The 18,123-nt window shown below is 73.9% G+C and carries 17 protein-coding genes and 1 pseudogene; 2 read left to right on the top strand and 16 right to left on the bottom strand.

The features are described from left to right. Positions 1–168 precede the first annotated feature (168 nt). From O1G21_RS02920 to O1G21_RS02905, 4 genes are all read right to left on the bottom strand, one after another. The gene (locus O1G21_RS02920; protein WP_270140473.1) at positions 169–1,116 is read right to left on the bottom strand and encodes a hypothetical protein; all 948 of its coding nucleotides are present in this window, start codon (positions 1,114–1,116) and stop codon (positions 169–171) included. 14 nt (positions 1,117–1,130) lie between these two features. Then, complete coding sequence (locus tag O1G21_RS02915; RefSeq protein WP_270140472.1) at positions 1,131–1,970, bottom strand: papain-like cysteine protease family protein; 840 nt, start codon at positions 1,968–1,970, stop codon at positions 1,131–1,133. A gap of 608 nt (positions 1,971–2,578) precedes the next feature. After that, a complete protein-coding gene (locus O1G21_RS02910) occupies positions 2,579–2,986 on the bottom strand; it encodes a CBS domain-containing protein (protein ID WP_270140471.1) in 408 nt (135 codons plus the stop codon). A 14-nt stretch (positions 2,987–3,000) separates the two neighbouring features. Continuing rightward, entirely contained in the window at positions 3,001–3,663 is a 663-nt protein-coding gene (locus O1G21_RS02905) for an OsmC family protein (RefSeq protein WP_270140470.1), read from the bottom strand. Between the two features lie 354 nt (positions 3,664–4,017). Here O1G21_RS02905 and O1G21_RS02900 point away from each other — a divergent pair, with 354 nt between their 5' ends. Continuing rightward, complete coding sequence (locus tag O1G21_RS02900) at positions 4,018–5,013, top strand: Acg family FMN-binding oxidoreductase (RefSeq protein WP_270140468.1); 996 nt, start codon at positions 4,018–4,020, stop codon at positions 5,011–5,013. Positions 5,014–5,123: 110 nt separating this feature from the next. Here O1G21_RS02900 and O1G21_RS02895 read toward each other — a convergent pair whose 3' ends face one another. The 10 genes and pseudogenes from O1G21_RS02895 to O1G21_RS02850 form a co-directional block, all read right to left on the bottom strand. Further along, positions 5,124–6,401, bottom strand: a complete 1,278-nt coding sequence (locus O1G21_RS02895; RefSeq protein WP_270140466.1) for an NAD(P)/FAD-dependent oxidoreductase — start codon at positions 6,399–6,401, stop codon at positions 5,124–5,126. Beyond that, the gene (locus O1G21_RS02890) at positions 6,398–7,111 is read right to left on the bottom strand and encodes a helix-turn-helix domain-containing protein (RefSeq protein ID WP_270140464.1); all 714 of its coding nucleotides are present in this window, start codon (positions 7,109–7,111) and stop codon (positions 6,398–6,400) included. The genes O1G21_RS02895 and O1G21_RS02890 overlap by 4 nt, the downstream gene beginning before the upstream one ends. Positions 7,112–7,125: 14 nt before the next feature. Then, entirely contained in the window at positions 7,126–7,989 is an 864-nt protein-coding gene (locus O1G21_RS02885) for a universal stress protein (protein WP_270140463.1), read from the bottom strand. Between the two features lie 222 nt (positions 7,990–8,211). Continuing rightward, positions 8,212–10,575 (bottom strand): phosphoenolpyruvate synthase, encoded by a 2,364-nt coding sequence (gene ppsA / locus O1G21_RS02880; RefSeq protein ID WP_270140461.1) that lies wholly within the window; start codon positions 10,573–10,575, stop codon positions 8,212–8,214. Positions 10,576–10,734: 159 nt separating this feature from the next. Continuing rightward, entirely contained in the window at positions 10,735–11,022 is a 288-nt protein-coding gene (locus O1G21_RS02875; RefSeq protein WP_270151493.1) for a hypothetical protein, read from the bottom strand. A 101-nt stretch (positions 11,023–11,123) separates the two neighbouring features. Beyond that, positions 11,124–11,678, bottom strand: a pseudogene (locus O1G21_RS02870) (cation-transporting P-type ATPase); the annotation flags it as partial. 77 nt (positions 11,679–11,755) lie between these two features. Further along, the gene (locus O1G21_RS02865; RefSeq protein ID WP_270140459.1) at positions 11,756–11,995 is read right to left on the bottom strand and encodes a hypothetical protein; all 240 of its coding nucleotides are present in this window, start codon (positions 11,993–11,995) and stop codon (positions 11,756–11,758) included. A gap of 236 nt (positions 11,996–12,231) precedes the next feature. Then, the gene (locus O1G21_RS02860) at positions 12,232–12,765 is read right to left on the bottom strand and encodes a flavodoxin family protein (protein ID WP_270140457.1); all 534 of its coding nucleotides are present in this window, start codon (positions 12,763–12,765) and stop codon (positions 12,232–12,234) included. 79 nt (positions 12,766–12,844) lie between these two features. Next, the gene (locus tag O1G21_RS02855) at positions 12,845–13,720 is read right to left on the bottom strand and encodes a universal stress protein (RefSeq protein ID WP_270140456.1); all 876 of its coding nucleotides are present in this window, start codon (positions 13,718–13,720) and stop codon (positions 12,845–12,847) included. Between the two features lie 125 nt (positions 13,721–13,845). After that, positions 13,846–14,079: a DUF1918 domain-containing protein gene (locus O1G21_RS02850; protein ID WP_333493420.1), complete on the bottom strand. Its 234-nt coding sequence runs from the start codon at positions 14,077–14,079 to the stop codon at positions 13,846–13,848. Positions 14,080–14,412: 333 nt separating this feature from the next. On the opposite strand from O1G21_RS02850, the gene O1G21_RS02845 reads away from it, so the two are divergent. Then, complete coding sequence (locus O1G21_RS02845; protein ID WP_270140454.1) at positions 14,413–15,030, top strand: Rv1733c family protein; 618 nt, start codon at positions 14,413–14,415, stop codon at positions 15,028–15,030. A gap of 25 nt (positions 15,031–15,055) precedes the next feature. On the opposite strand, the gene O1G21_RS02840 is transcribed toward O1G21_RS02845, so the two are convergent. Both O1G21_RS02840 and O1G21_RS02835 read right to left on the bottom strand, forming a co-directional pair. Beyond that, on the bottom strand, positions 15,056–15,655 hold the full coding sequence (locus O1G21_RS02840) for a cation transporter (protein ID WP_270140452.1): 600 nt from the start codon (positions 15,653–15,655) through the stop codon (positions 15,056–15,058). A gap of 38 nt (positions 15,656–15,693) precedes the next feature. Further along, positions 15,694–18,090 carry a glycoside hydrolase family 65 protein gene (locus tag O1G21_RS02835; RefSeq protein WP_333493419.1) on the bottom strand — a complete coding sequence of 799 codons (2,397 nt, stop codon included), beginning with the start codon at positions 18,088–18,090 and terminating at the stop codon, positions 15,694–15,696. Between the last annotated feature and the right edge of the window lie 33 nt (positions 18,091–18,123).

The raw sequence follows: 18,123 nt of genomic DNA, 5'->3' as shown, positions 1-18,123 counted from the left end.
CCGGCAGCCGGGCTCCGGCCTGCGGAGACACCCGCGGGCCGGAGCACGGGACCAACGGTTCCACCAAGGCGTGGGGCCTGATCGACTGGTCGGGGAGCACGAGGCACCGGGCGCTCGAAGGCGTGTTGGCCGTCGCCCGGTGCCTCGTGCGTGTGCGCCGTTCGGGTGTCAGTTCGTGGGTGCGCCGCGGCCACGACGGCGCAGGCGAAGGCAGAGCCCCGCGGCACCGGCCAGCACGGCGGCGCCGGCCGCCGGCAGCTGCCATGACGTCGCGGACGACTGATCGGCGGAGGCCGACGAGGACGTCGGACCCTGCGTCCCCGGCCGTGCCTCGGGCAGGACCTGGGGCGGTGTCGGGGCCGGTGCCCCGGCTGCTGTCCCCGTGCCGTCGAACAGCCCGAACCCTCCGGCGAGCCCGTTCCGGTCGTAACCGGATCCGGGGAGCTTGTCCGCGTACCGGCCGGTCACCAGCTTCTGGTAGGCGGCCAGCGGGAGGCTGTGCCTGCCGCCGAGGCCCGTGGTGGCCTCGCTGTTGAGCGGCTCGACGTCGCCGCTCGCGGTGAGCCGGTACCAGGCGTGGATCTGCGGCTCGGTGAAGGTGCGGGCGTCGGCGGTGGTGCCTTCGGCGAGCTTGAGCTCGTTGTCGCCGTCCTGGATGCCCGCCAGTCCCCAGCTGCGGCCCTTGTCCGGCGGGGCGAGCAGTACGGTGGCCTGGTGACCGTCGGCCGCGCTCACCCGCGAGGCGAGGTAGGACAGCCTGAGCGCGTTCTGCGGTGTCGGCTGGGCCTTGCCGGCCACGAAGTCCACCGACAGCTCGTACATCGGGACCGGGTCCCTGAACTGGAACGACGGTGGCGCGGCGACTGCGTTGGGGGTGTTCGGCCGGCTGCCCGCACCGCCGCCGTCGGCGCCGGTCCCGGCTCCGGGCGCGGTCGCCGTCCTCGCGGCGCCGAGGAAGCGGGAGACGGTGTCGTGGGTCTGTCCGGAGCGCAGTACCTGCTGAGCGGCGCCGTAGTCGGGGACGTCGGCCCCGCTGTCGGCCCGGGCTGTCGTGGTGGCGGCTCCGACGCTCACGAGTGCGGCGGCGGTGAGCGCAACCGCCTTCAGGGTCCTCATGGTTGGTTGTCTCCTCACGCGTGGATGCCGACCCGCGAGTGGGTCCACTGGAACGAGCCGTTGCTGGCGTAGGTGTTGAAGTTCCACCAGGTGTACGTCTGGGTGCTGGGCCACGGATCGCCCACCGCGATCATGTTGCTGGTGCTGTCGTAGCCGTAGATGACGTTCATGTGCCCGCCGCCCGAGGTCCAGCCGATGCGCACCGCGAACGGACGCCCGTTGGCTATCTCGTTGGTGACCTCGCTGAACGAGGCGTTGCGGTTCAGGTCGTAGCCGCTGTTGCGGAAGCCCATGGCGGACAGGCCGTTGGCCATGTCGTCGAGCGTGGCGGGCCGGTCGTTGCAGTCCAGCCAGCGGCCCTGCTGGGCGAGGCGGCAGAAGTCGTACTGGTTGTACTGGTTGTAACCCCAGTAGGTGGCGACCGTCAGGCCGGAGGCGTCCCAGCACCACTCGTCCTGGACCTGCTTCTGCATGGTGATGTCGAGTGCCGTCCAGCTGGTGGGCCGGGTCGAGCTGCACAGCGGCAGGTTCCCGGTGTCCTCGCTGATGAAGGCGTCGGCGATGTAGTAGGCGCCGGACCAGATCCAGCGGTTGTCGTTCTCGACGGTGTCCCCCGTGGTCCGGCAGATCATCGGGATGCGGTCGCCCGGCGCGGCCTGGCCGGAGATCCGAGCCGAGAGGGAGGCCAGCACACGCTCGTTGACGGTGCTGTAGTTCCCCTGCCCTCCGATGACGGTTCCCTTGACCAGACCTGCCTGGGCCACGGCACCGATGCCCAGCGCGGCCGCGGCGGCCAGCACGGTGGCGATGGCCGTCACGGCCGCCCGACGTGATTTCCTGCGGTGTCTGCTCATGCGTCAGATCTCACTCCCCGTTAGGTGAAGCCGAATGCGGGGGAGTCTGGCAGAGCCACGTCACAACCGGAACGGAGAAGTCCGGGCCGAGTTGCGGCTACGCGCATAGACGGCGCACGTCGAGCGTCAACGGGCAGTGGTCGAAGGTGACTTGTCGTTCTGCGGCTTCAGTGGTCTAGTCCACTGTTATCTCATTGTTATGTGCCGTGGGCATATTTCAGACTGTGAAATTTCACAGGGTGAGTGCAATGTTACTCATGATGACGATTTCAGAAGGGGAGATTCGAGAACCCGAAGAAAACCTTATGCGGGGCGGGGTCGTCCTCGCCCGGTGCGGCCCTGGCCCCAATGCCGTGCGTCCGGGTGGCCTACTTGGTTTCGACTCGTCCGATCGGGTCGGGCGGGTTCCCAGCGCCTCGCGGGCGGTCTGCCAGGCCGTGTCGCCGGGGTGGAGCCGGCTGCGGAGGTAGGCGGCGGCCTGGAGGACGGATACGGAGAGGCCTGCTCGCCGGTGTCGGTTCGGGAGACCAGCAGGGGGCACCCGGCGTCGACCGAGGGGACGCATGGTTCTCCCGGTCGGGCCGAGTGCGGATTTCGGCGTGGTGCGGTCAGACGGTGGTTTCGCGCAGTGCGCTGCGCGACACCGGGATCAGTAGGTCGACCAAGCGCTCCACGACGTCGCGCAGCAGGTCGTCGACGGTCAGCATGCCGACCGGGCGGCCGTCGTCGAGGACGGGGAGGCGCCGGACGCCGGCGTTGCGGAAGGTGCGGTACGCGGTGTCGAGGTCGTCGCCGGCGTCCACGGTGGTGACCGGGGTGGTCATGAGGTCCCCGACCGGCTGGGCGGGGCGGGGACCGTGCGCGAGCCCGCGAACGGTGAGGTCGCGGTCCGTCAGGATGCCCCGCAGTCGGCCGTGGTCGGTGACGAGCACGCAGCCGACCGCCTCCTGCTCCATGACCTGCGCGGCCTGGAAGGCCGTCGTGGTGGGTCCCACGGTGACCGGCGGTGTGGTCATCAGGTCTCCGGCCTTCATGACGCGCCCGCCCTTCGGATGCCGTTCAACGAGACCCTGACGTCCGGCGGGCGGTCGAGCGTGTTCTTCACCGTGCAATGGCGGACGACCGCGAGCAGACCCGCCTCCCGTTCGGGCGGCAGGCCGGGGGCGGTGACCTCGATGGACACCGAGGCGATCCGGGCCGGGCGGTCCTGGGCCATGGTGTAGTCGGCGGAGACGTGGAGGCCGCCGCGGCTGAGGTCGTGCCGGTCGAGGTAGCCGCCGGCGTAGTGGGCGGTGCAGGAGGCCAGGGCGGAGGCGCACAGCTCGACCGGGGTCGGCGCCGCGTCCGCGCCACCCGCGTCGGTGGGCTGGTCGACGGCCAGGCTGTGCGAGCGGACGCCGATGGCGTACAGGTCGCCCGCCACCGGGTCGACCTCGATCCGCCCGGGTCGCGCGGTCCGGGGGCGGTCGACCGCGGCGGCCTGGCGGAGCAGCATCCCGGCCAGCTGCCGGGCCTCGGCCGGGGTGAGCGAGACCCAGACCTGGTCCGTGTCGTACGGTTCGCAGAGCGTGTCGAGGACGACGCGGCCGCTGTCAGGCAGGACCTCCGGGGTGAAGCGGGAGACCGCGAGGGTCCGCCCGCAGGCAGTGTGCATCAGCTGCTGAGTGGTGGTGCGGGGCTCGTCGGTCAGCACGGCGCTGCCTCCGGATGTTCCGGGCCCGGCAGGATCACCAGGCTTCCAGTACCCAGCAGACCGCCGCCGGGCGTGCCGGCGGCAGGGCCGATCGGCCCTCCACTGGGCCCCATCGGCCGGGCCGGCGGGAGCGGTCCGGGGTGGGGCCGGGGCCCGGCCGGCCACTGAACCCTCGGAACCCGATGCTGCTCGGAGCCCTCGGAGCCCTCGGAGCCCTCGGAGCCCTCGGAGCCCTCGGAACCCGAGGCCGCTCGGCCGGTGGGCCCAGGGCCGTTGGGCCCTCGCCAGGCACCGCCGACGCGGCGGATGCTCGAATCACCGGCGCTCCCCGCCGGGAGCAGGGAGTGAACCACCATGACCGCCACCGAAACCGCCCTCTCCACCGCCGATCTGCAGCTGCTGGCCGAGGCCGGAGGCCTCGCGCCCTCGCTGCACAACAGCCAGCCCTGGCACTTCCGCGCCACCCCCGACCTGCTCGGCATGGAGGTCCACGCCGACCTGACCCGCGCCGTCCCGGCCGCCGACCCCGACGGACGGGCACTGCACATCTCGATCGGCGCCGCCCTGTTCAATCTGCGGGTGGCCGCCGCGCACCTCGGCCGCGAGGTCGCCGTCCGGCTGTTCCCCGCAGGGGAGGGCACCCAGCCGCGAGCCGTGCTCGACCTCTCCGCACCGGCCCGTACGTCGCGGCCCTTCGGTGCCGACCTCTATCCGGCCCTCACCCAACGCCACTCCAGCCGCCACCCGTTCGCCAACCGGGACGTCCCCGAGGCGCTCGTCGGCGACCTCATCGCGGCCGCCCGGGAGGAGGACGTCACCCTCACCCTGCTGGAGGAGCACGGGGTGCGCCGGGTGCTGGCACTGACCTCCGAGGCCGAGGCCCGGATCGCCGCCGACGTCACCCGCGAGGCCGAGACCCGCCGCTGGCTGCGCCTCGAACCCTCCTGCGACGGCATCCCGCTCGCCGCCCTCGGCTCGCACGACCGCGACGCCCGCGTCCCGATGCGCGGCTTCGCCGGCCACCCGCCGCGCCACACCACTCCGGCCGCACGCTTCGAGGCCCTGCCCCAACTCGCCACCCTCACCACCCACTTCGACCGCCAGGCCGACTGGCTGCGCACCGGTCAGGCGATGGAACGGGTCTGGCTGCTCGCGACCGTCCACGGCCTGCGGGCCTCCGTCCTGCACCAGGCCGTCGAGATCCCCGACACCCGCTGGCGCCTGCGCGACCCCGTCGACGGACCGGCCCACGTTCAGCTGGTGCTGCGGCTCGGCTACGGCCCGCCCGGTGCCGCCAGCCCGCGCCGCCGGGTGGAGGACGTCCTCGACCCGCCGACGGCGGCGGGGTAGTGGCAGCTCCGTCGGGGTCCGCTCCGTCGGGGCGTCGCTCGGGAAGGCCGGTGCCCTCCATGCCGGGATCTGCCAGGATCCCGGCATGGAGGTTCGTCGCCGCCTCCCGGTCAGTCCGACCCGGAGGCGAGGGTGCGTGACATCCCGTCGAGCGCCAGTTGCATCGCCTGCCACGGGCGGCCGCTGTGGAAGGGGCGGCCCGCGCGGAACCGCACGGGGAGGTAGACGCCGAGGGCCTTCTTGCCGAAGCGCCACACGGGCGAGGTGCCGACGCGGTAGCGGTCGCCCGCGTCGGCCGCGACGCGCACCGGGCAGGTGGGGTCGCCGGTCTCCTCCAGCGGTACCTGGGCGAAGGTCGCCTTGTCGAGCATCTCCATGACGCACATGCTGATCGGCTCGAAGGGGCGCGGCTGCGCCAGCAGCGTCGGGTCGATCACCGTGGTGATGTGCTCGGCCACCGCGTGGGCCTGGAGGAAGGCGAGGAAGGCCTGCTTGACCGGGAAGTCGCCGGCGTCGCCGGGGGCGTAGACCTGCGGGTGGCCGTGGACCTGCCGGGTGATGGAGAGGGTCTGCAGGAAGCCCCGGTCGTCGCGGGGCAGGCCGTGGTAGTCCACGGCGGCGGCGTACGGCGGGAAGGCGACGAGCAGGTCGTAGGGGTGGACGGAGCCGTCGGCGTAGCGGACCTCGTCGTGGCCGACCTTCTCCACCACGGCCGAGGTGTGCCCCTCGATGCCCCGGGCGGCGAACTCCCGCTCCACGACCTGGTGCAGCCTCGGCCCGAAGGCCTGGACGTAGCCGGACTCGTAGGTGCTCCAGGTCAGGTGGACGGACGGGCGCAGCCGCGCTCGGCGCAGCCAGGTGTCGAGCATGAACGCGATCTCGTACAGCGGCCCGGCGCACTTGTTGCCCGGTGGGACGAGGAACAGCACCCGGCGGTGCTGCCCGGCCCCGGCGGCCTCCTTGAGTTCCTGGAACCGCCGTCCGAGCGAGTGCATCTGGCGCGGGGTCCACACCGTCCGGGCGTGTTCGGCCAGGCCGGGCACCTCCTGCGGGCGCATCGCGGCGCCGGTGGCGAGGACGAGGAAGTCGCCGCGCAGCCGGGTGCCGTCGACGAGTTCCACCGCCAGGGCGTCCGGATCGACCTCGGCCACCGTGCCCTGGTGGAAGGCGATGTGGCGCCGGAACAACGGCCGGCGCAGGGGAATGTGGAGCGGGTCCTCGGCACCGCCGAACGGCAGGTAGATGGTGTTGGGCTTGAACAGGAAGTCCTCCCGGTCGGCGGCGAGCGACAGCCGGACGCCGTCGCCGAGCAGGTGGCGCAGCCCGAAGGCCGTCTCCAGCCCGGCGAAGCCGCCGCCGACCACGAGGACGTGCGGTTCCGCGTTCATCGTGGGGATTCCTCCCCCAGGCCGGAGTCGAGGACCGGCGGGCCGTCGGGACGGATGATCCGGCCGCTGATCCCGGTGGGCCGGATGCGCATCCAGGTGTCCCGGGTGCCGCCCGCCCAGGGGTGGGGGTCGGCGTGCCGCTCGAACCAGTGCACGAGTTCCTGGTCGGAGACGACCGAGACCGTGCCGTTCACCAGCACGCTCCAGCCGGTGGCGAACACCTCGTCCAACTGGTCGACCTCGAAGGCGACTTCGCTGCCATCGGTGCGGGCGAGGGTGCCGTCCTCGGCGGTGCGGTAGAGGATGGTGGCGTCCAGCACCCGGTAGTTGACGGGCAGCGCCACCAAGCCGCGCGGCGCCGTCAGGATCACCCGGCCGACGCCACCGGAGCTGAGCCTGGTCCAGCAGGCCGCCGGGTCCAACTCCTCGAGCCTCACCCGGGAGTTGGCGAGGGCCTGGCCGGACGGCACCTCGCGTCCGCCGCCGAGCAGGTCGGTGACGGTGGTGTCGAGCGCGTCGGCGAGCCGGGTGAGGGTGGTGGCGCCGACCGGGACGGGGTGGGTCTCCAGGTATGCGACGAATCCGGCGTCCAGGCCGCCGCGCTCGGCCACCAGTTCGCGGGTGAGGCCGAGCCGGGTACGGCGGTGGGCCACCCGGCGGCCGAGGTCGCCGGGGCCGGACGTCGTGACGCGTTCGTGGACGGTCTTCATGACGACCTCCGTGGTCAGACCGGGGCGCCGTTCCGGACGATCACCAGCGGCACGGTGCAGCGGTGCACCAGGGCGCGGCCGGTGGAGCCGAACAGCAGGCCGCGGAAGCCGCCCAGGCCCCGGCTGCCGATGACCAGGCAGCGGGCGCGGGTGGCCACGGTGGCCAGCATCGGGGCGGGGGAGCCGGTGAGCACCTCGCGCCGGACCCGGACGTCCGGGTACTTCTCCCGAAAGCCGGCCAGCGCCTCGGACAGGTCCGTCAGGGACTCCTCGATCAACTCGGGCCGGCCCGCCTCGGCCGGGCGCCGGACCTCCACGGCCAGCACGTCGGTGCCGCCGATCGCGGCCTCCTCGAAGGCGAAGCCGATCGCGGCCCGGGACGCCGGCGAGCCGTCCACCCCGACCACGACCGGCCCCGGGCCGGAGACGCCGTCGGCGGGTTCGGGGACGAGGGCGAGCGGGCAGTCCAGGTGGCCGGCCAACGAGGCGCCCTTGGAGCCGGTCGGCAGGGCGGAGTGCGCCTCGCTCAACCGGCGGACGCCGAGCACCAGTTGCGCGGCCTCGTCGGCGGCCTCGCGCAGCACGCGCACCGGCCGGCCCTCGGCCAGCTCGGACGTGATCTCCAGCCCCGGGTGCCGCTCGTCGGCCAGCATCCGGGCGGTGTCCAGCACCGCCTCCCCGGCGGCCCGCAGGCCGATCGCCCAAGGGTGGTCCGCCACGTCGGTGCCCCGGTCGACCGGCCACTCCTGCGCGTGCAACAGCCGCAGCGGCAGATGGCGCCCGGCCGCTTCGTCCGCGGCCCAGCGCACGGCCCAGTGGCTCGCTTCGGAGCGGTCGACGCCCACGATCACGGGGCGGCGGGTTTCGAAGCCGTTCATCGCAGACTCCTTCGTCGGCCCCGGCCGGCGCCGTCACCGACTCTGTGCGGAGCCTTGACCACCTTCATCGTCGGCCGCCGACGACCGGGCGTGGCAGGGCCGATCGGGCCGGGCCGGCGGGCCGGTGGGCCCAGCCTTTCAGCCCGCGATCTCCTGGGCCGCGCGGCAGTCCGCCGCGTCCGGCCCGGAACGGGGGCCAGGCCTGAGGGCGGGGCGGCGCCGTCAGCTCGCCGCCTCGGCCGAGGCCACCGAGTGCTTCACGGCGGCGAAGCTGTCCGGGGTGACGGAGATGGAGTCGATCCCGGCCTGGACCAGGAAGCGGGTGAAGTCCGGGTCGTTGCTGGGGCGTTGGCCGCAGAGGCCGACGTGGCGGTCGGCCGCGTGGGCGGTCGCGATCAGGGATTCGATGCTGCGGGTGACGGCCGGGTCGCGCTCGTCGAAGAGGTGGGCGAGCAGGCCCGAGTCGCGGTCGACGCCCAGGGTGAGCTGGGTGAGGTCGTTGCTGCCGATCGAGAAGCCGTCGAAGCGTTCGGCGAACTGCTCGGCGAGCAGGATGTTCGCCGGGATCTCCGCCATGACGTACACCCGCAGGCCGTTCGTGCCTCGGGCGAGCCCGTTGTCGCCCATCACGGCGAGGACCCGGTCGGCCTCCTGCGGGGTGCGGCAGAACGGGATCATCACCACGACGTTGGTCAGCCCGAGTTCGTCCCGGGCCCGGCGCAGCGCCTGGCACTCCAGGGCGAAGCCCTCGCGGTAGCCGGGGTCGTAGTAGCGGCTCGCGCCGCGCCAGCCGATCATCGGGTTGGCCTCGGTCGGTTCGAAGGGCGCGCCGCCGACCAGTCGGGCGTACTCGTTGGTCTTGAAGTCGCTGGTGCGCACCACCACCGGGTCCGGCCAGCGGGAGGCGGCGATCCGGGCCACGCCGTGGGCGAGCCCGTCGACGAAGTAGTCGGTGCGGTCCGGGTAGCCGTACGTCAGCTCGTCGGCCAGCCGCCGGTCCTCGGCGGACAGCCGCTCGGGGTGGACCAGCGCCATCGGGTGGACGCGGACCTGGTGGGCGACCACGAACTCGGTGCGGGCCAGGCCCACGCCGTCCGCCGGCAGGCGCCACCAGCGGAAGGCGGCGCCGGGGTCGGCCAGGTTGAGCATCACCTTGGTCCGGGTGGCCGGGAGCGAGCCGAGGTCGGTCTCGGTCGCCTCGTAGGCGACCCGGCCCGCGTACACGTGGCCCTCGGCGCCCTCGGCGCAGGAGACCGTGACCTCCCGCCCGTCGGTGAGCACGCCGGTAGCCGAGCCGGCGCCGACCACCGCCGGTACGCCCAGCTCCCGGCTGACGATCGCGGCGTGCGAGGTGCGCCCGCCGTGATCGGTGACGATCGCGGCCGCCCGCTTCATCAGCGGCTCCCAGTCCGGGTCGGTGATCTCCGTGACCAGGACGGCGCCCTGCGGGAAGCGCTCCAGCCCGACCGGCTCGGCCAGCGCGCACACCGGTCCGGCGCCGACGGCCTCGCCCACCGCGATGCCGTCCACCAGCCGCTCGCCCGTACCGGTCAGCCGGAAGCGGTGCAGTACCTCGCCGTGCCGGCGGGACTGTACGGTCTCCGGGCGCGCCTGGACGAGGAACAGCTGCCCGCTGATGCCGTCCTTGGCCCACTCCAGGTCCATCGGGCAGCCGTAGTGCTCCTCGACGGCCACCGCCCACTCGGCGAGGGTGCGGATGTCGCCCTGGCCGAGTACCGCGCGGATCCGCTCGTCCTCGTCGGTGTCGACCGTCGCGGTCGAGCCGTCCTCGCCGTACACGGCCTTGCGGCGCTTCGCGCCCAGCTGCACCTGGACCACCGGGTCGAGGTGGTGGTCCTTGAGCACCGGTTTGAACACCGTGTACTCGTCCGGGTCCACCTGACCGCTCACCACCGTCTCGCCCAGCCCCCAGGCGGCGCTGATGACCACCACCCCCGGGAAGCCGGTCTCGGTGTCCAGGGTGAACGCCACGCCCGCGCCCGCGAGATCGGAGCGCACCATCAGCTGCACCCCGACCGACAGGGCCAGGGAGAGGTGGTCGAAGCCCATCCGCTCCCGGTAGTCGATCGCCCGGTGGGTGAACAGCGAGGCGTAGCAGCGGCGGCAGGCGTCCAGCAGGGCGTCGGCGCCCCGGACGTTGAGGAAGGTCTCCTGCTGGCCGGCGAAGCTCGCCTCCGGCAGGTCCTCGGCGGTGGCGCTGCTGCGCACCGCGACGTCCGGGTCCTCGCGCCCGGCTTCGTGGGCGAGCTGCCCGTACGCCGCGAGGACGTCCCGGGCGAGCGGGGCGGGCAGTGCGGTGGCCAGGACGGCGGAGCGGATCGCGGCGCCGACCTCGGGCAGCGGGACGCCCCCGTGCAGCCGCTCGACCTGCTCGGCGATCCGCTCGCGCAGGCCGCCGGTGTCGAGCAGTTCGCGGTAGGCGTCGGCGGTGGTGGCGAAGCCGTCCGGCACTCGCACCCCGGCGGGGCCGAGGCCGTTGATCAGCTCGCCGAGCGAGGCGTTCTTGCCGCCGACCAGGCCGACGTCCTCCCGGCCGAGGTCGCGGAAGCGGATGACACGGCGCATGGCTGCCTCCAGACACGTCGAGGGCTCTGTCCCCTACCACCTTCCGTGGGTGGTGGGCGGCGCTTCGAGAGGCGTGCGCCCTCGGCGACCGGACCGGTCGGCCGCTGGATCGGGGCCGTTCGGCCCAGGGCGCCGCGGGCTTGGCCGGGGCGGCGGCGCTCAGCGCGTCCGGTGGCCGTGCTCGGCGGAGATCCGGTGGGCGTGCGCGACCATCTCGGCGGCCGCGTGCTCGCCGACGCCGAGGGCGTGGGTGAGCCGGTGGACGCTCCAGCCGTGCCGGGCGAGCAGGGCCGGGACCGGATGGTGCGGACTCCGCGGAGCCGGCAGGGTCGCGGGAGTCGGCGGTGCGGGCGCGGTCGCGAGCGCGGGCCCTGGCGTGCGGTGGCGGACGACCGCCCGGAGCGGTTCGTCGGCGCACCAGGCCAGGAACGGGACGACCTCCGGCACCGCGTGGGCGAAGATGCAGACGATGAACTTGCGGATGTTGTCGTAGGTGCGCCGCCCCTCCTCGACGGCCGCGATGATGGTGGCGAAGTTGTCGTCGCGGCGAGCGCCAGGGTGATCGTCGGAAGCAGGCCCTCGGGCACGTTGGCGACGAGCAGGCCGATGGCGAAGGCCACCGACGCCGTCAGCGAGAGGCCGGCGGCCAGGCCCATCGGCAGGAACGCGAGCCCGACTCCGACCGCGATCACCGCGATCAGCCGGGCGACCCGTTTGACCTGCTGTTCCAGCGGGCTCTCCTCGCGTCGGGTGCGCTGGCTGAGCGCGTTGAGCGCGATCACCGCGAGGATCGCGCCCGTGAGGTTCGGCACACCGCTGACGGCCGCCAGCGCGGCGGCGAAGGCCAGCAGCAGGGGGAGGGGGCGGCTGAACTGGCGCGCCAGTTCCCGCGGCCAGCGGCGGCCCTCGCGGCGGCCCTCGCGGCGGACGAGCGCGTTGGGCCCGTACACGGTCAGGCGGCGGGCGGCCTCGCGCTCGCTGAGGCCGTCGGGCGGGGTCCGCAGGTCGCGGAAGAGCAGGCCGAGCGGCTCGCGGGCTTCCAGGGCCGGGGCGTCGGCCGGGGGTGGGGCGGTGCGGAGGGCGGCCGCTACGTCGTCAGCCACGGCCAGCCCCGTTCGTCATCGGGGGGTGCGGGCCCGGTGGATGTCAGCACGTCCGCCCGGACGTCGGGCGTCGGCCGTCATGGCAGTGGCAGCCGCAGCGGGCTGCGGGCGTCCTCCACTGCGGCCAGCAGCGCGAGGTGGTCCCGGTACTCGGCCCGGTCGATCAGACCGGTCAGCAGAGCGGCCGTGGTGAGGCGCTCGGCTTCCTCCCAGGTGACCGTCGGCCGCGGCTCCGGGCACTCGGCGCGGTCGGCGTGGGCCGACCTGTGGTGCCGGGCGGCGATCCGCCCGAGGGTCCTGAACAGTGCTGCCATCATGGCCGCCACCTCCTGTCGGATTCCCCGATGACCAGCCTTCCGAGTGGCTGCTCTTCGGGGCAGTGGCTGAACGCCCCCGGCGGTGGGGCCGGTCGGACCCGTGGGTCGGGTCCGACCGGGTCCGACCCCAACGTCCGGGAACGCCGGACGATCAGGTCGAGAGCGGTTCCCGTTGCCTTCGCCGGATAGGTGTGGCGGCCCGTCCGTTGGTGGGTGGAGGATGTTCCCGCGCGCGGTCAGACCAGCCCCGCGCCCCAGGCACGGGCGCGGTCGAGTTCGCCGGCCCGCAGCGGGCCGTCGTTGCCCTCCACGATGAAGCCCTCGGGTTCGGCGACCACGTCGTAGTGGTGGCCGGAGAGCCGACGGGCGATGCCGTTGGCGGCCCCGCCGGCCCGGGGCATGTCGACCCGGGTGTCGAACGCGGCGGCGTACGTGCCGGGTTCGGTCGGCGGCAGGTCGTGGAACCAGGCCCGCAGCCCCGGCCCCTCGGCGGTCTCCCGCGCCTCGGCCGCGGCCGCCGCACGGTCCTGCTTGTGCGCCTCGGCGGTGACGGCCATCCGGCGGCTGAGCCCGGAGGACATGCCGTGCATGTGGGTCGGGCCGCCGACCACCAACAGGTCCGCGGACCGGGTGGTCTTCGCATCGGCCTCGGCCACCGGGAGGCAGTCCACGGCCGCCGCGGGGTCGGCCTGGTGGATGCCCTGGGCGATCGCCTCGGCGATCTCGCGGGTGTTGCCGTACATGCTCTCGTACACGATCACGGTGTGCATGGTCTCCCTCTTTCGCTCTGTCCGGCGTCGCTCCGCAACTCCCGTGCGGAGGGGGGCGGTTCGGTCCGGACCCGGTCGACTACGGGTGGGTGGGAACGGTGATGACCGGGCAGTTGGCACGGTGCAGCAGGCCGTGGGGGACGGAGCCGAGGCGCATGCCGGTGAAGCCGCCACTGCCGCGGCGGCCGACGACCACCGCGAGGGCGTGCTCCGAGGCGATGCCGAGTTCCTCCACCGGGTGGCCGTGCACCAGCTCGTGGGTCACCGTCACATCGGGGTAGCGGTCGTGCCGGCCGGCGGTGCACTCGAAGAGCAGCCGTCGCAGGAGCTGGACGGTGGCCGGTTCGTCGAGGTGGCCCACCGGCGGGCGGTGCCAGACCCACAGGACGCGCAGGGCGGCCCGACGCTCGGCGGCGAGGTCGAAGGCGAAGTCGACGGCGGCCTCCGAGGAGGGGCTGCCGTCCACGCCGAGCACGACGTACGGAGGGTCCTGGGTGGTGTGCTCGGGGTCGCGGACCACGGCCACCGGGCAGTGCGCCTGGGCGCTCACCGGCACGGCCACCGAGTAGGCGCTCAGTGTCTCGGCAACTCGGCCGAGTCGACGGGAGCCGAGTACGACGAGCGCGGCCCGACGGGATTCCCGACACAGGGCCGGGGCCGGGAGGTCCTCGGCGATGTCCGTGGTCAGCGCGAGGGCCGGATGCCGGTCCCACACCACGGCGGAGGCTCGGTCGATGGCCTGTTCGGCGCGCTCGACCAGGGCCTTGTGGTAGCCGGCCTGGTCGAGGGGGCGGAACTCGCGGAACAACGACGGGACGGCGTGCACCAGCCGCAGCGGCAGGCCGCGCCGGGCGGCCTCGTCGGCGGCCCAGGCGGCGGCCATGCTGCCGGTGTCGCGCGCGTCGACGCCGAGGACGACGGAACGGACCCCGTCGTAGGGGCGTACGGATGTCATGGTTCCTCCTCGGGAACGCGGACCGGGCGCTGTTGGGGCCGTGCGGCGGCGAGCTGACGGGTGGCCTCGGCGGCGGTCAGCCCGGGCGCGCGGGCGCGGAGGGAGACGATCACGGCCGCGGTCCGTCAGTCAGCGAAGAGGTGCGGGTGGGGCGGGACCGTCGCGTCCTCGTGCCGGTAGTGGTGGATCCGGGTGTCCGGACCGGGGAAGTACTCGGTCACCCGGTCGTCGTCGGACCAGCGCACGTCGTACGGCGGGCTGCCGTCCGGGTGGTGCAGGCCGACGATCTCGCCGTCCCTGCGGGCCGCGCCGGGCCGGGTGGCCTGGACGATGATGCGGTCTCCCACGGCGGCTTTCATGCCGTCCTCCCAGGTTCGGTACCGGGCCGGGGTGCGCCCCGGTCGTCCGTACTCCCATGGCACCACCGATGGGGAGGTTCGGCAGGGGCCGGTCGGTCCTCGACACCGGGCCCGCCGACCCAAGCTCCGCCGACCCAAGCTCCGCCGACCCGGGCACCGGGCGCCCGTCGGGCGGTGGTCCCCGTCCGAGGAGACCGGGTCGGGACGAGTGACCCGGCGCGGATGGCCCCTCGGGGCCCGGCACCGGGGCCGTCAGGCCCTCGGGGGACCGGGGGAGCGCTCGGAAGACTGATGTGCGGGAGTACCTGCCACCCGGTACGGAGGAGGCGCGACATGTCCGCCACAGCCACCACGCCAAGGCGCCCGTCCACGCACACGTCCCTGCGCCGGCACGTCCGCCGCGCCGTCGGCCGGGACCACAGCCCGCTCTGCCGCCCGCTCGACCGGGCGTACAGCCGTCTGGTGGCCGGGCTGGCGCTCGCGACGCTGGCCGCGCTGGTGGTGGCCGCGGTCGCGGCCCTGCTCGTGCACCGCGCGGAGACCCGCACCGCCCAGCAGACCGCGCGGCACCGGCACACCGTCACCGCCGTCACCACGGGCCCGCCGGTGTCGGTCAACCCGCGTGCGGGTGGCGTCCGGGAGTACGCCCCGGCCCGCTGGACGTACCCCGTCGGGCCCGGCACCGGGAGCGTGCCCGTGCCGGAGGGCACCCTCACCGGGACGGCCGTCCGGGTCGGACTGGACGACGCCGGAAGCCCCGTCGGTGCGCCCAGGTCGGCCGATCTGATCCTCACCGACGCCGTGCTCGTCGGCTTGGGCGCGGTGACCGTGCTCGGTTTCGGCGCGGAGGGCGTCTTCGCGCTGCGCCGCCGCGCGCTGGAGCGACGGGCGGAGGAGGGCTGGGAGGCCGCCTGGGAGCAGGTGGAGCCACGCTGGTCCGGGCGGCGGTAGCGCAGGTGAGGCGCCGCCCCCGACCTCAGTGCTCGCCGAGGAAGATCTCGCGGACCTCGCGGGCGGCGTAGTAGACGAGCACGTAGCCGGCGGCGGGGTCGGCCCACCACCAGCCGAGGGTGCTGTTGAGGACCAGGCCGAGCAGGACCGCTGCGGCGAGCAGTCCGTCGATGAGGGTGACCCGGCCCTCGGTCCTGAGGACGGGGTTGTCCAGGGCGGCGCCGGTGCGGGCCTTGCCGTAGGCGAGGGCGAACATCACGGCGGCGGTGACGGCGGTCCAGGCGATGCCGAGCGGGGAGTGGTGCGGGTGGAAGCCGCTGACCAGGACGATCGTGGACTGCGCGAGCAGGTAGAGGCCGAGCAGCGCGAAACCGGTCCCGATCAGCTTCAGCGCCCGCTTCTGTCGGTCCTCGCCGGTGCCGGACAGCTCCCAGATCACGACGGTGGAGGCGCCGATCTCGATCAGGGAGTCCAGGCCGAAGCCGGCCAGCGCGACCGAGCGGGCGCTGATCGCGGCGACCGCGAGGATCACGATGCCGATCACGTTCCAGCCCAGGGTGGCGTACTCGAGGGCGAAACCCCGGCGGAGCAGGGTCTGGCGGGAGGTCCCGTTCACGGTGTTCACCGCCGGATTCTCCCAGACCCGCCCGCGGCCCCGGCAGCTCAGAGGTGGAAGCGCCGGGTCTCGCCCGGTCCGATCGTCGCCTCGGTGCCGCGCAGGCGGATCCGGACCGGCTCCTGGCGGTCCGCGCGCAGGCTGACCGTGACCGTGCGGCGGTCGACGGCGATCGTCAGACCCCAGTGGCCCCGGTAGCGCAGGTCGAGCTCCAGACGGCCGAGCGCGGACGGCAGGTGGGGGTCGAGCCAGAGGGCGTCCTCGCGGACCTCCAGGCCGGTGTAGCAGCGCTGCAGCAGGTCGACCGCACCCGCCATGGCGCCGAGGTGGACGCCCTCCGCCGTGGTGCCGTGCTGGTGGTCACGGAGGTCGGCGACCAGGGCGTCGCGGAAGTAGCGCCAGGAGGCGCGGCGGTCGGAGCGGGTGAGCACCCAGGCGTGCACCACGGAGCTGAGCGTCGAGCCGTGCACGGTGCGGCGCAGGTAGTAGTCGGAGGTGCGGCGCAGCAGTTCGTGGCCCGCGGGGTGGCCGAGGCGGCGCAGCAGGTCGCGGACCTCGCGGGCGGAGAAGAGGTACCAGAGCATCAGCGCGTCGGCCTGCTTGGAGGCCTTGTAGCGGTTGACGGTGTCGCCCTCGGCCTCCAGGATCCGGTCGAGCCGGCGCAGGTCGGGGTAACGGTGCCGGTAGCTCTCCCAGTCGAGTTCGGCCAGCCGCCCGTAACCGTCGAACTGGCTCAACACGCCGTCGTGGAAGGGGACGTGGAGGTGCCGGCCGACCTCCTGCCAGCGGTCCAGTTCCAGGTCGTCCAGCGCGAGGCGCTCGCGCAGCTCGGCGCGGCGGTACCCGGGCAGGACGTCCAGGGCGTCCTGGGCGCGGGCCAGCACCCAGGAGGCCAGCACGTTGGTGTAGGCGTTGTCGTCCAGACCGGGCCGGGCCGCCCAGGGGTAGGCGTCGTGGTACTCGTCGGGGCCGAGCACACCCCGGATCGACCAGTGGCCCCTGGACCGGTCGTAGCGGGCTGCCGAGGACCAGAAGCGGGCGATCTCCAGGAGCATCTCGGCGCCGGCCAGGGCGAGGAACTCCCGGTCGCCGGTGGACTGGTAGTACTGCCAGATGTTGTACGCGACGGCCGAGCCGACGTGCCGCTGGAGGTGGCTGTGGTCGGGCAGCCAGCGGCCGGACAGCGGGTTGAGGTGCAGCTGCTGGGACTCCTCCCGGCCGTCGGCGGCGCTCTGCCACGGGTACGCCGCCCCGCGCAGTCCGAGTTCACGGGCCTGCCGCCGGGCGGCGTCGAGGCGGCGGTGGCGGTAGCGCAGCACGGCGCGGGCCAGCTCGGGGAAGCACAGGTTCAGCAGCCGCAGCACGAACAGCTCGTCCCAGAAGACGTGGCCCCGGTAGGCCTCGCCGTGCAGCCCGCGGGCCGGGATGCCGACGTCCAGGTCGACGGAGTGCTCGGAGTGGGTCTGGAGCAGGTGGAACAGGTTCAGGTGCAGCGGGCCGGCGCCGTCGAAGTCCGCCTCGATCCGGCAATGCCGCCACAACTCGGCCCAGCGCAGCGCGTGTTCGGCCAGCAGCTGGTCGAAGCTCCCGGCCTCGGCGACGAGTTGGCGGGAGGCGCGCAGCGGGGTCTCGATCGCCCGGTCGCGCGAGGTGTGCACCGCGACGGTCTTGGTCACGGTGACGGGCCGGCCCTGCTCGGCGTCCAGGGTGAGGTGGTGGGCCGCCCAGCCCTCGCGGGACTCGGTGCTCACCCGCGCCGCGCGGTCCGCACTCGTCCGGGCGCACAGGGCGATCCGCAGCGGGGAGTTGGCGGCATCGGCGGCCAGCCAGAGCAGACCCGCCTCGTCCACCCCCTGACCGGCCGGGACGAGGTGGCGCGCGGTCAGCCCCCGGTAGCGGAGGACACCGGTGTTGGTGACGACGCCGTCCAGGGCCGAGCGCACCTCCAGCGGGCCGGACCAGTTCTCCGGCGTGAAAGTGCTCTCCAGCGCGAGCAGGTGCGGACGGGCCTGGCTGACGAGGCGGCGCTGCACCAGGCGGGTCCGCCGCCCCCGTTCGTCCACCACCAGCGCGCTGCGGGTCAGCACGCCCCGGCGCAGGTCCAGCTCCACGGTCTGCTCGGCGGGCGGTCCGGCGAACCACGCGCCGTCGGCCGGGCGGAAGGTCAGCGGCAGCCAGTTCGGGCAGTTGACCAGGTCCTCGTTGGTGACCGTCCGCCCGGCGACCGTCGATTCGGCCCGGTCGTAGCAGCCGGCCAGGTACGTGCCGGGGTAGTGGACCCCGTCCGCGACGGACTCCGGTGCGGCGCCCCGGCTGACCAGGTAGCCGTTGCCGACCGCGCACAGGGCTTCCCGCAGCCCCTCCTCGTCCGGGTCGAAGCCCTGGTAGCGCAGCGTCCACGGGTCCGGCATGTCCGGGTACCCCGCCGGCGGGTCTGCTGCCACGACGCGACCTCCGTGCCGACTGGCCTGCCTCCA

Source organism: Kitasatospora cathayae, assembly GCF_027627435.1.
Taxonomy (GTDB): domain Bacteria; phylum Actinomycetota; class Actinomycetes; order Streptomycetales; family Streptomycetaceae; genus Kitasatospora; species Kitasatospora cathayae.
Note: the sequence above shows the minus strand (reverse complement) of the source record. Positions and strands in the feature narration are given on the sequence as shown.

What these genes read in the sequence shown, in the direction of transcription:
- O1G21_RS02865 (WP_270140459.1), bottom strand. Translation starts at nt 11,995, where the DNA reads ATGATGGCAGCACTGTTCAGGACCCTCGGGCGGATCGCCGCCCGGCAC.
- O1G21_RS02860 (WP_270140457.1), bottom strand. Translation starts at nt 12,765, where the DNA reads ATGCACACCGTGATCGTGTACGAGAGCATGTACGGCAACACCCGCGAG.
- O1G21_RS02845 (WP_270140454.1), top strand. Translation starts at nt 14,413, where the DNA reads ATGTCCGCCACAGCCACCACGCCAAGGCGCCCGTCCACGCACACGTCC.
- O1G21_RS02855 (WP_270140456.1), bottom strand. Translation starts at nt 13,720, where the DNA reads ATGACATCCGTACGCCCCTACGACGGGGTCCGTTCCGTCGTCCTCGGC.
- ppsA (WP_270140461.1), bottom strand. Translation starts at nt 10,575, where the DNA reads ATGCGCCGTGTCATCCGCTTCCGCGACCTCGGCCGGGAGGACGTCGGC.
- O1G21_RS02915 (WP_270140472.1), bottom strand. Translation starts at nt 1,970, where the DNA reads ATGAGCAGACACCGCAGGAAATCACGTCGGGCGGCCGTGACGGCCATC.
- O1G21_RS02910 (WP_270140471.1), bottom strand. Translation starts at nt 2,986, where the DNA reads ATGACCACACCGCCGGTCACCGTGGGACCCACCACGACGGCCTTCCAG.
- O1G21_RS02885 (WP_270140463.1), bottom strand. Translation starts at nt 7,989, where the DNA reads ATGAACGGCTTCGAAACCCGCCGCCCCGTGATCGTGGGCGTCGACCGC.
- O1G21_RS02890 (WP_270140464.1), bottom strand. Translation starts at nt 7,111, where the DNA reads ATGAAGACCGTCCACGAACGCGTCACGACGTCCGGCCCCGGCGACCTC.
- O1G21_RS02900 (WP_270140468.1), top strand. Translation starts at nt 4,018, where the DNA reads ATGACCGCCACCGAAACCGCCCTCTCCACCGCCGATCTGCAGCTGCTG.
- O1G21_RS02895 (WP_270140466.1), bottom strand. Translation starts at nt 6,401, where the DNA reads ATGAACGCGGAACCGCACGTCCTCGTGGTCGGCGGCGGCTTCGCCGGG.
- O1G21_RS02850 (WP_333493420.1), bottom strand. Translation starts at nt 14,079, where the DNA reads ATGAAAGCCGCCGTGGGAGACCGCATCATCGTCCAGGCCACCCGGCCC.
- O1G21_RS02920 (WP_270140473.1), bottom strand. Translation starts at nt 1,116, where the DNA reads ATGAGGACCCTGAAGGCGGTTGCGCTCACCGCCGCCGCACTCGTGAGC.